Origin of the sequence: Rathayibacter sp. AY1B7 (assembly GCF_002932735.1) — a bacterium.
Taxonomy (GTDB): Bacteria; Actinomycetota; Actinomycetes; order Actinomycetales; family Microbacteriaceae; genus Rathayibacter.
In genome coordinates, this window is sequence record NZ_PSWK01000017.1 from 69,366 (window position 1) to 80,183 (window position 10,818).

Sequence of the window (10,818 nt, forward strand, 5' to 3'; positions counted from 1 at the left end):
ACGGCTCCCCCGGCGGGGATCGGGCCCGATCAGGCGGAGGCGCCGGCCAGCTCGCGGACCGGGACCTCCTCGCGCAGGGCGCGGTTGACGGCCGAGACGATGGCCTTGAGGGAGGCGGTCGAGATGTCGGCGTCCACGCCCACGCCCCACAGGGTGCGGCCGTTCACCGTGCACTCGACGTAGGAGGCGGCCAGCGCGTCGCCGCCGGCGCTGAGCGCGTGCTCGACGTAGTCGAGGACCCGGACCTCGACGCCCTGCTGCTCCAGCACGGCCTCGAAGGCGTTGATCGGGCCGTTGCCCCGCGAGCTGGCCGAGACGCGCTCGTCGCCCACCCGGAGGACCGCGTCCAGCGCGATGCTGCCGCCCAGATCGCTCGACGTGTTCGTGCGCAGCAGCTCGAAGCGGCCCCACTTCTCGTCGGCGCGCTCGGCGGGCGCGGGCAGGTACTCGTCCTGGAACACCGTCCAGATCTGCTCGCTCGTGACCTCGCCGCCCTCGGCGTCGGTCTTGGCCTGCACGACGCCCGAGAACTCGATCTGCAGTCGGCGCGGCAGGTCGAGCGCGTGGTCCGTCTTCAGCAGGTACGCGACTCCGCCCTTGCCGGACTGCGAGTTGACGCGGATGACCGCCTCGTAGGAGCGGCCCAGGTCCTTCGGGTCCACCGGCAGGTAGGGCACGGCCCAGGTGAGCTCGTCGACGCTGCGGCCGGTCCGCTCGGCCTCGGCCTGCATCGCCTCGAAGCCCTTCTTGATGGCGTCCTGGTGCGAGCCGCTGAAGGCGGTGAAGACCAGGTCGCCCGCCCAGGGGCTGCGCTCGGGCACGGGCAGCTGGTTGCAGTACTCGGCGGTGCGCTTGATGCCGTCCATGTCGCTGAAGTCGATCTGCGGGTCGATCCCCTGGGTGAACAGGTTCACGCCCAGCGCGACCAGATCGACGTTGCCGGTGCGCTCGCCGTTGCCGAAGAGGCAGCCCTCGATCCGGTCCGCGCCGGCCAGGTAGCCCAGCTCGGCGGCCGCCACGGCCGTGCCGCGGTCGTTGTGGGGGTGCAGCGACAGCACGATGTTCTCGCGCTGCGCGAGGTTGCGGCTCATCCACTCGATCGAGTCGGCGTAGACGTTCGGGGTGGCCATCTCGACGGTGGCGGGCAGGTTCAGGATGACCTTGCGCTCGGGAGTCGGCTCGAAGACCTCGACGACGCGATCGCAGATCTCGCGGGCGAAGTCGAGCTCGGTGCCGGTGTAGCTCTCGGGCGAGTACTCGTAGTAGACGGCCGTGCCGGGGACGGTCGACTCCATCTCGCGGCACTTGCGGGCGCCGGCCAGCGCGATGTCGATGATGCCCTGACGGTCCTTGCGGAACACGACCTCGCGCTGCAGCACGCTCGTGGAGTTGTAGAGGTGCACGATCGCCTGGCGCGCGCCGCGGATCGACTCGTAGGTGCGCTCGATCAGGTGGTCGCGGGCCTGGGTCAGCACCTGGATGGTGACGTCCTCGGGGATCGCGCCCTCCTCGATGAGGCTGCGCACGAAGTCGAAGTCGGTCTGGCTCGCGCTCGGGAACCCGACCTCGATCTCCTTGTAGCCCATCCGGACCAGCAGATCGAACATGATGCGCTTGCGCTCGGGGCTCATCGGGTCGATGAGCGCCTGGTTGCCGTCGCGGAGGTCCACGGCGCACCAGCGGGGCGCGGTCGTGATGCGCTTCGACGGCCAGGTGCGGTCGGGCAGGTCCACGGCGATCAGCTCGTGGAAGGGACGGTACTTGCCGATCGGCATGGGCGACGGCTTCTGGTTGTTCAGCATGAGGTGCTCTCCCGGCGCAGTGGTGCGCACGTGTCTGTTCTCGCTCGTGACCGATCCCGCTCGCGTGCGGCTCCGCTGGTGGGCGGTGCCGGTCGGGCGGTCTCGCGGGGATCCGGATGCGGATCGACCTCGCGGGCGAGGGATGGTTCAGCCGACGACGGACTCCGCGACGAGGATGGCCTGAGGATCAGATCTCGTCGCGGCGGAGAAGGAGGAGCTGTCCGAAGCGCACCCGGTCAGGGTAGCACCGCCCCCGCGGCGCGTCACCCCGGCGTCCCGCGCTAGGAGACCAGGCCGTTCTCGTAGGCGTAGACCACCAGCTGCACGCGGTCGCGCAGGCCGAGCTTGCCGAGGGTGCGGCTGATGTGCGTCTTCACCGTCGCCTCGCTCAGGAACTCGGCCCGCGCGATCTCGGTGTTGCTCATCCCCCGCGCGGCCAGGTGGAAGATCTCGCGCTCGCGGTCGGTGAGGGTCGCGAAGGCGGGCGGGGTCTCGCGTCCGCTGCCCGCCGCCCCGAAGTGCTCGAAGAGCTCGCGGGTCGCGGAGGCGGCGACCACGGCGGTCCCCGCGTGCACGGTGCGGACGGAGGCGAGGAGGAAGCCGGGCTCCGTGTCCTTCAGGAGGAAGCCGCTCGCGCCCGCCCGGATGGCGCGCGCGGCCGCCTCGTCGAGGTCGAAGGTGGTCAGCACGAGGATGCGCGGAGGCTGGACCCGCCGCTCCTGCGCGTCCGCGAGGATCCGCCGGGTCGACTCGATCCCGTCGACGCCCGGCATCCGGATGTCCATCAGCACGACGTCGGGGGCCAGCCGCGCGACCAGCTCCGCGCCCTCCGCTCCGTCGGAGGCCTCGCCGACCACCTCGAGATCGGGCTGCGAGCCGAGCAGCATGCGGATGCCGGCGCGGAAGAGGGCCTGGTCGTCGACGAGGACGAGGCGGATGGTGTCGGTCATGCGGGGCTGCCTCCGGAGGCGAGGGGTGGGGCGGTGCGGGCGAGGGACGGGGAGGAGGGCAGGCGCGCGTCGACGACGAAGTCGTCCCCGACCGGGCCGGCGGCGAGCACTCCCCCGACGAGCGCGGCGCGCTCGCGCATGCCGACCAATCCGTGGCCCTCGCCCGGCAGGGAGTCGCGCTCGACGTCGGCGCACCGGGCGTTGCGCACAGTCAGGGCGAGCTCGCCGCCGTCCTGGCGCAGGGCGATGTCGAGCGGCGAGCCCGGGCGGCCGTGGCGGAGAGCGTTCGTGGTCGCCTCCTGGGCGATGCGGTACAGGGCCAGACCGACGGCGCGCGGCACCGCCTCCAGGTCGACGGCGAGCTCGGCGCGGACGGGGGCTCCGGCTCCGCCCACGCTGTCGAGGAGGGCCGGCAGGTCGCGGGCGCCGGGCTGCGGGCCGTCGCTCTGCGAGTGCCGCAGCTGGGCGAGGAGCACGCGCACGTCGCCGAGGGCGTCCCGGGCGACGGAGGAGATGGTCAGCAGCGCGGCGTCGGTCTGCTCGGGGCTGGTGGCGCCGAGGTAGCGCGCGCCGTCGGCCTGCGCGATCACGACGGCGAGGGAGTGGGCGACGACGTCGTGCATGTCGCGGGCGATCCGGTTGCGCTCCTCCACGGTGTCGAGCTCGCGCTGCGCCCGCGCGCGCTCCTGCTCGGCTTGCGCGCGCAGGGTCTGGCCCTCCCGCGCCCGGCGGACCGAGCGGGAGAGCAGTCCGATGGTCCAGGAGAGGCCGAGCGTCGCGAGGATCCCGCCGAAGGTGGCGCCGGCCGACAGCAGGCCGTCGTAGGCGCTCGCGACGAGGTCGAAGACCAGGACGAGGTAGACGACGGCGACCACGGCGCCGAGGACGGCCGACACCGCGCCCGCGATCCGCACCCGCCGCGACTCCGACGCGCCGGCGCCGAAGAGGACGGCCAGGATGGCCAGATCCGCGGGTCCGGGAGCGAGGCTCGCGCTCATCTGGAGGGCGGCACCGGCCCAGGCGATCGAGAGGGCGAGGACCGGGGACCGCCGGTGCAGCACCAGCGCGACCGCGAGCACGCCCGCGACCAGCAGCTGCATCGCGCCGTCCACCCCGGCGAACGGGAGGCCGGCGACGAGGAGGAGCACCAGCGCCTGACCACCGGCGACCCCCACCGCGAAGGGGTCCTGCGGACCGGCGACCCGGTTCAGCAGCGCGTCGATCCGATCGCCCGCGAGGACCGGCGCCCGCAGCGCGTTGAGGTACACGAGGACCTTCGCCGCACCGAGCACGGAGGCGACCGCGAGGGCGACCAGGGCGAGGACCACGAACTCCACGCGCGCCGGGAGCCCGGACGGATCGAGCGGGCCGGAGAGGCCGAGCGCTACGGTGACGCCGCCGATCCCGGCGAGGATCAGGCCGCCCGCGAGCGCCAGGGCACGGGTCCAGGGGCCCACCCGGCGGGTCGTCTGCCAGAGGACGACCAGGCCGACGAGCACCCCGTCGACGGGGACGCCGCCGAGCAGGACGCCTCCGTCGGCGAGCGCGCCGACCGCGACGAGCGAGGGGGCGAGCGCGGGCAGGAATCCCGCGACGGCGAGGGCCAGCGCGAGCACGAGGCCGCCGGCGATCCGCTCGGTCGGAGTGACCCCGGTGAGCCCGAGCAGCAGGTGGAGGGCGGCGAGCAGCGCCCCGGCGATCGGCAGGGCCGCCGGTCGGTCGAGGAGGGCGCGCATGAGGACCACGCTACGGGTCCGCGCGCCCGGGGGCGTCGTCCTGGAGGGTGACCGCCGTCGTCCTCCGGCGTCAGAAGCCCAGGCGCCCCAGCAGCTTCGGGTCGCGCTGCCACTCCTTGGCGACCTTCACCCGGATGGAGAGGAACACGCGACGGCCCAGCAGGCGCTCGATCTGCTCGCGGGAGACGGCTCCCACCTCGCGCAGGCGCTGGCCGCCCTTGCCGATGATGATGCCCTTCTGGCTGTCGCGCTCCACGAAGACGTTGGCGTAGATGTCGATCAGCGAGCCGTCCTCGCGCTCGACCATGTCGTCGAGCGTCACGGCGAGGGAGTGCGGCAGCTCGTCCGAGACGCCCTCGAGAGCGGCCTCGCGGATGAACTCGGCGATCCGCGAGGACAGGTCCTCGTCGGTCACCGCCTCCTCCGGGTAGAGGGCGGGCGAGACCGGCATCAGGCGCAGGAGCTCGACGGCCAGGACGTCCAGCTGCTCCTCGGTCACGGCCGAGATCGGCACGATCGTGTCCCACTCGCGCAGCTCCGAGACGGCGAGCAGCTGCTTCGCCACGGACTTCTTCGAGGAGAGGTCGACCTTCGAGACGATCGCGACCTTCCGAGCGCGCGGGAAGGAGTCGAGCTGCTCGTTGATGAAGCGGTCTCCCGGGCCGATCGGCTCGTCCGCGGGGAACAGCATCCCGATGACGTCGACGTCGCCGAGGGTCGAGGTGACGAGCGAGTTCAGCCGCTCTCCGAGGAGCGTGCGCGGCCGGTGGATGCCGGGGGTGTCGACGACGATCAGCTGGCCGTCGGTGCGGTGCACCACGCCGCGGATAGCGCGCCGCGTGGTCTGGGGCTTCGAGCTCGTGATGGCGATCTTCTCGCCGACGAGGGCGTTCGTGAGCGTCGACTTGCCCACGTTCGGGCGGCCGACGAAGGACACGAAGCCCGCCCGGTAGGGTGCGGCGGCGGGAGTGGTGTCGGTCATCGTGCGTCCTCGTGCTGATCGCCCGTGGCTCCGCGGGTGGGAGCCGTGCTCGGGCTGGGGGTGGTGGTGCCGCCGTCCGCGATGATCGCGACGGGGCCGGTGCCGGGCTCGCCGGCGGTGTCCAGATCGGGATCGCGGCGGACGATCACCGTGGAGATGGTCCCACGGCGCGGGTCCGCCTGCTCGGCCTCGAGCAGCACTCCGCCGATCCGCGCCGTCGCGCCGCGCTCGGGGAGGCGCCCGTAGGCCTTGGTCAGCAGTCCGCCGACCGAGTCGACGTCGTCGTCCTCGAGGTCGAGCTCGAACAGCTCGCCGAGCTCGTCCACCGGCAGGCGCGCCGAGACGCGGTAGACCCCGGGCGCCGTCTCCTCGAAGAGGTCGACCTCGCGGTCGTACTCGTCGGAGATGTCGCCGACGAGCTCCTCGATGAGGTCCTCCAGCGTCACCAGGCCCGCGATGCCGCCGTACTCGTCGACCACCATCGCGAGGTGGTTGGACTCGAGCTGCATCTGGCGGAGCAGCTCGTCGGCCTTCTTCGACTCGGGCACGAACAGCGCGGGGCGCGCGAGATCGGCGACCGTGTCGTCGTCGTCCGGCCGCTCGTAGGTGTGCCGGGCCACGTCGCGCAGGTAGAGCACGCCGAGGACGTCGTCGACGCCGTCGCCGATGACGGGGAGCCGGGAGATGCCGCGGCTCAGCAGGAGCCCCATGCCGGCGCCGACGGAGGAGGTCGCCTCGATCGTCACCATGTCGGTGCGGGGCACCATCACCTCGCGGACGAAGGTGTCGTTGAACTCGAAGATCGAGTGGATCAGCTCGCGGTCGTCCTGCTCGAGCACGTCCTGCTCGGTCGCCTCGTCGACCATGCTGAGCAGCTGCTCCTCGGAGGAGAACCCCGCCGAGCGCCCGGTCCCCGGCGTCACCCGGTTGCCGAGTGCCACGAGCCCGTGCGCGACCGGACCCAGCGCGAGCCGGAGCACGTGCACGAGCGAGGCGCTGGTGGACAGGACCGCGCGGGCGTTGGCGCGCCCGACGCTGCGGGGGCTGGAGCCGACCAGGACGAACGAGACCGCCGCCATGATCAGGACCGCCAGCAGGAGCGCGAGCCAGAGCTGCGGGACCTCGACGACCAGCACCGTGGTGACGAACACCGCGGCCGTCGTCTCGGCCGCGATCCGCGAGAAGTTGACGACGTTGACGTGGGCGCTCATGTCGCCCGCGATCGCGCGGAGAGCGCGGGCGCTGCGGGAGTGCTGGGCCATGTCGAGCAGGTCGCTGCGCGAGAGGACGCCGAGTGCGGCGTCGGTCGCGGCGAACCAGCCGCCGACGGCGACGAGCGCGAGGGCGGCGATGAGGAGCTGGAGAGTGGGCACTGCGCGCTCTAGCGGCGTCGCTCGCTGATGTGGAAGCCGACCAGGATGTCGCGCTGGATGCCGAACATCTCGCGCTCCTCCTCCGGCTCGGCGTGATCGAAGCCGAGCAGGTGCAGGAGCCCGTGGGCGGTCAGCAGCTGCAGCTCGTCGAGCACGGAGTGGCCGGCCGACTCGGCCTGGGACTGCGCGACCTGCGGGCAGAGCACGATGTCACCGAGGAGCCCCGCGGGGGTCTGCTCGTCCTCGGTCCCGGGACGCAGCTCGTCCATCGGGAAGCTGAGCACGTCGGTCGGTCCCGGCTCGTCCATCCACTGCACGTGCAGCTGCTCCATCGCGCCCTCGTCGACCAGCACGATCGCGAGCTCGGCGTCGGGGTGCACGTGGAGCGAGTCGAGCGCGTAGCCGGCGAGGCGCAGCAGGGCGGCCTCGTCGACGAGGACGCTCGACTCGTTGTTGATCTCGATGCTCACGGGGGCGGGTCTTCCTTCGGTTCGGGAGGGGCGGGCGGGCTCAGCCGCGCGGAGGCTGGCGGTCGCCGGGCGGGCGGGCGGCCTGGCCGCGGCGCTCGGCGCGGTTCGCGAACTCCCGGGCCTGCTCGCGCTCGAAGTGCTGCGCCTGCTTCTGCTGGTCGTACTCGGTGTACGCGTCCACGATGCGGCCGACCAGGCTGTGGCGCACCACGTCCTCGCTGGTCAGGCGCGAGAAGTGGATGTCGTCGATGCCGTCGAGCACGCGCGTCACGAGGCGGAGTCCGCTCGCGCCGGTCGGCAGGTCGACCTGGGTGATGTCGCCGGTGACGACCATCTTGGAGCCGAAGCCGAGGCGGGTGAGGAACATCTTCATCTGCTCGGGCGTCGTGTTCTGCGCCTCGTCGAGCACGACGAACGAGTTGTTGAGCGTGCGCCCGCGCATGTAGGCGAGCGGCGCGACCTCGATCGTGCCGGCCGCGAGCAGCTTCGGGACGATCTCGGGGTCCATCATCTCGTTCAGCGCGTCGTAGAGCGGGCGCAAGTACGGGTCGATCTTGTCGGTGAGCGAGCCGGGCAGGTAGCCCAGCCGCTCCCCCGCCTCGACCGCCGGGCGGGTCAGGATGATCCGCTCGACCTCCTTGCGCTGCAGCGACTGCACGGCCTTCGCCATCGCCAGGTAGGTCTTGCCGGTTCCGGCCGGGCCGATGCCGAAGACGATGGTGTTCTGATCGACCGCGTCGACGTACTCGCGCTGCCCGAGCGTCTTGGGCCTCACGCTCCGTCCGCGTGCCGTGAGGATGGCCTGGCCGAACGCCTCGGCCGGGCTCACCGGCCCGCCGTTCTGCAGGATGCGGGCGGACTCGCGCACGCCCTCCGGGTCGAGATCGTGCCCGCTCGCGGTCATGCGCACCAGTTCTTCCACCAGGCGCGTCGCCGCGGCGACGGGCTCGCGCTCGCCGTCGAGCGTCACCTCGTTGCCGCGCACGTGCACCCGGACATCGGGGAATCGTCCTTCGACCGCTCGGATGAGGCGGTCCTGGGGTCCGAGGAGGCGCACCATCGCGACTCCGTCGACGGCGACGACGCGCCGCGTCGTCTCGGACGCGTCCGCGCCGGGGGCGGGACGCTCGTCGGGGCTCGCGCCCGTGTTCTCAACCGGTGGCAAGGGAGCCTTCCGTCTGGTGGCCGCCCAGGACGTGGGCGTGCACGTGGAACACGGTCTGGCCCGCCTCTTCGCCGGAGTTGAAGACGAGGCGGAACTGACCGTTGCTGTGGGCGTCGGCGAGCGACTGGGCGACCTGCACCATCTCGGCGAGCAGGGCGGGATCGGCGGCGGCGAGGGCGGCGACCGTGGCGTGCTCCTGGGTCTTCGGGAAGACGAGGAGGTGGACGGGCGCCTTCGGCTCGATGTCGGTGATCGCGAGGATGCGCTCGTTCTCGAACACCACATCGGCCGGGATCTCGCCCTGGACGATGCGCGTGAAGACGGTAGGTTCGCTCATGCACTCATCTTAAACGGGGCCCGTGCGCGACGGGCGCCGCGTTCGCCCACGGCACCCTGCTCCGGCGCCCCGAGGCGGCTGTGGAGGAGCGTCACCAGCGGCCCAGGCGGGCCGAGAGGACGGCGATGGCAGCGGGACCTGCGGTCGAGGTGCGCAAGACGGAGTCGCCGAGCGCGACGGCCTCGGCGCCCGCCTCCGCGAGCAGCCGCAGCTCCTCCGGAGCGATGCCGCCCTCGGGCCCGACGACGAGCACCAGGTCGCGTCCGTCCGGGACCACCTGGGAGAGCCGCGCCTGCGCCGAGGGCTCGAGGACCAGCACGCGGGACGTCGCGGCGCGCGCGACGAGACCGCGCACCTGCTCGAGCGGCGCGACCTCGGGCACCCGGGGGCGCAGCGACTGCTTGCTCGCCTCGCGCACGATGGCCCGCCAGCGCTCGCGCCCCTTCTCCTCCTTCGGGCCCGACCACCGCGAGATCGACCGCGCGGCCTGCCACGGGACGACCTCGTCCACCCCGAGCTCGGTCGCCGCCTGCACGGCGAGCTCGTCGCGGTCGCCCTTCGCGAGGGCCTGGACGAGGACAAGGCGCGGGGACGGAACCGGGGACTCCTGCATCGACTCCACGACGAGCACCACTCGCGCCGGCTCCGCGCTCTCGACGACCGCGGTCGCGACGAGTCCGCGCCCGTCACCGACCCGGACGCTCTCGCCCGCGCGGATCCGGCTGACGGTTGCGGCGTGCCGTGCCTCCGCGCCGGTGAGCGCGAGCCGGCCCCCGACGACGAAGCCGCCGGAGTCCAGCGACTCGTCGATGTAGTGGTGCGCCACGGGCTCAGCCCAGGAAGCGGTCGCGGAGCTTGGAGAACAGGCCCTGCTGGAAGTGGGTCAGCGCGGGCTTCTGCGGCTTGTAGTGCTTCGCGAGCTCCTGGACCAGCTCCCGCTCGCGGTGGCCCAGCTTCGTCGGGGTGACGACCTGGATGCCGATGCGGAGGTCGCCGCGTCCGCTGCCCCGCAGGCGCGTGACTCCGCGTCCCTTGATCGTGACGATCTCGGTGCTCTGCGTGCCCGGCTTGATCTCGATCTCGATGTCGCCGTCGAGCGCCTTGAGCGACGCCGTGGAGCCGAGGATCGCGTCCGTCATCTGCACCTCGAGGGTGCAGAGCAGGTCGTCGCCGTTGCGGCTGAAGACGTCGTGGTGCTTGACCTTGATCTCGAGGTACAGGTCGCCGTTGGGGCCGCCGGCCGGGCCGACCTCGCCGCTGCCGGGCATCTGCAGGCGCAGGCCCGTGTCGACTCCCGCGGGGACGTCGACGGGGATGGTGCGGCGGGCGCGGACGCGTCCCTGGCCCTGGCAGGTGGAGCAGGGGGTCGCGATGACGGTGCCGTAGCCGCGGCAGGTGCCGCAGGGGCTCGCCGTCATCACGTTGCCCAGGAGCGAGCGGACCGTGCGCTGGATCTGGCCGGAGCCGTGGCAGATGTCGCAGGTCACCGGCGAGGTGCCGGGCTGGCAGCACGAGCCCTGGCACGTCTCGCAGAGCACCGCCGTGTCGACCTCGAGGTCGCGGTGGGTGCCGAAGATGACCTCGTCGAGCGAGACCTCCACGCGCAGCAGGGCGTCCTGGCCGCGCTCGCGGCGGGAGCGCGGCCCGCGGGACGAGCCCTGCGCGCCCTGCCCGAAGAAGGTCTCGAAGATGTCGCCGAACCCGCCGAAGCCCTGGCCGCCGCCGCCGAAGCCCTCCTGGGGCCCGCGGTCGTACTGCGCCCGCTGCTGGGCGTCGCTCAGGACGTCGTAGGCGTGCGTGACGAGCTTGAAGCGCTCGGAGGCGTCCGCGCTCGGGTTGACGTCGGGGTGCAGCTCGCGGGCGAGTCGGCGGTACGCCTTCTTGATCTCGTCGGCGGAGGCGTCGCGGTCGACGCCCAGCACTTCGTAGTGATCGGCCACAGGTGGCTTCGTCCTTCGTTCGTGGGTCGGTGGGCCGGGCACGGCGCACCGACCCACGAACGA

At 72.5% G+C, this 10,818-nt stretch carries 10 protein-coding genes; all 10 read right to left on the minus strand.

Features of this window, described 5'->3' with window-relative positions; translation table 11 throughout:
* Nucleotides 1–29 precede the first annotated feature (29 nt).
* The 10 genes from leuA to dnaJ all read right to left on the minus strand — a co-directional run bounded on the left by leuA (nt 30) and on the right by dnaJ (nt 10,755).
* On the minus strand, nt 30–1,802 hold the full coding sequence (leuA, locus tag C5C95_RS10825; protein ID WP_104238221.1) for a 2-isopropylmalate synthase: 1,773 nt from the start codon (nt 1,800–1,802) through the stop codon (nt 30–32).
* 281 nt (nt 1,803–2,083) lie between these two features.
* The gene (locus C5C95_RS10830) at nt 2,084–2,752 is read right to left on the minus strand and encodes a response regulator transcription factor (RefSeq protein ID WP_104226697.1); all 669 of its coding nucleotides are present in this window, start codon (nt 2,750–2,752) and stop codon (nt 2,084–2,086) included.
* Nucleotides 2,749–4,488, minus strand: a complete 1,740-nt coding sequence (locus tag C5C95_RS10835; RefSeq protein ID WP_146078832.1) for a sensor histidine kinase — start codon at nt 4,486–4,488, stop codon at nt 2,749–2,751. The genes C5C95_RS10830 and C5C95_RS10835 overlap by 4 nt, the downstream gene beginning before the upstream one ends.
* 70 nt (nt 4,489–4,558) lie before the next feature.
* Nucleotides 4,559–5,470: a GTPase Era gene (gene era / locus C5C95_RS10840; RefSeq protein WP_104223426.1), complete on the minus strand. Its 912-nt coding sequence runs from the start codon at nt 5,468–5,470 to the stop codon at nt 4,559–4,561.
* Complete coding sequence (locus tag C5C95_RS10845) at nt 5,467–6,843, minus strand: hemolysin family protein (protein ID WP_104223425.1); 1,377 nt, start codon at nt 6,841–6,843, stop codon at nt 5,467–5,469. Before C5C95_RS10845 ends, era begins: the two co-directional genes overlap by 4 nt.
* Nucleotides 6,844–6,851: 8 nt before the next feature.
* Nucleotides 6,852–7,313 carry an rRNA maturation RNase YbeY gene (gene ybeY / locus C5C95_RS10850; RefSeq protein ID WP_104324425.1) on the minus strand — a complete coding sequence of 154 codons (462 nt, stop codon included), beginning with the start codon at nt 7,311–7,313 and terminating at the stop codon, nt 6,852–6,854.
* 40 nt (nt 7,314–7,353) lie between these two features.
* Nucleotides 7,354–8,373: a PhoH family protein gene (locus C5C95_RS10855; RefSeq protein WP_104225204.1), complete on the minus strand. Its 1,020-nt coding sequence runs from the start codon at nt 8,371–8,373 to the stop codon at nt 7,354–7,356.
* A 91-nt stretch (nt 8,374–8,464) separates the two neighbouring features.
* Nucleotides 8,465–8,815 (minus strand): HIT domain-containing protein, encoded by a 351-nt coding sequence (locus C5C95_RS10860; protein ID WP_104225201.1) that lies wholly within the window; start codon nt 8,813–8,815, stop codon nt 8,465–8,467.
* Between the two features lie 91 nt (nt 8,816–8,906).
* Nucleotides 8,907–9,641, minus strand: coding sequence for a 16S rRNA (uracil(1498)-N(3))-methyltransferase (locus C5C95_RS10865; RefSeq protein WP_104248360.1), 735 nt, complete (start codon nt 9,639–9,641; stop codon nt 8,907–8,909).
* Nucleotides 9,642–9,645: 4 nt separating this feature from the next.
* Nucleotides 9,646–10,755, minus strand: coding sequence for a molecular chaperone DnaJ (gene dnaJ, locus C5C95_RS10870; protein ID WP_104225203.1), 1,110 nt, complete (start codon nt 10,753–10,755; stop codon nt 9,646–9,648).
* Nucleotides 10,756–10,818: the final 63 nt, after the last annotated feature.

Excerpts from the sequence above, each read along its gene's own strand:
- leuA (WP_104238221.1), bottom strand. The coding sequence starts at position 1,802 with ATGCTGAACAACCAGAAGCCGTCGCCCATGCCGATCGGCAAGTACCGT.
- C5C95_RS10830 (WP_104226697.1), bottom strand. The coding sequence starts at position 2,752 with ATGACCGACACCATCCGCCTCGTCCTCGTCGACGACCAGGCCCTCTTC.
- C5C95_RS10835 (WP_146078832.1), bottom strand. The coding sequence starts at position 4,488 with ATGCGCGCCCTCCTCGACCGACCGGCGGCCCTGCCGATCGCCGGGGCG.
- era (WP_104223426.1), bottom strand. The coding sequence starts at position 5,470 with ATGACCGACACCACTCCCGCCGCCGCACCCTACCGGGCGGGCTTCGTG.
- C5C95_RS10855 (WP_104225204.1), bottom strand. The coding sequence starts at position 8,373 with ATGGTGCGCCTCCTCGGACCCCAGGACCGCCTCATCCGAGCGGTCGAA.
- C5C95_RS10860 (WP_104225201.1), bottom strand. The coding sequence starts at position 8,815 with ATGAGCGAACCTACCGTCTTCACGCGCATCGTCCAGGGCGAGATCCCG.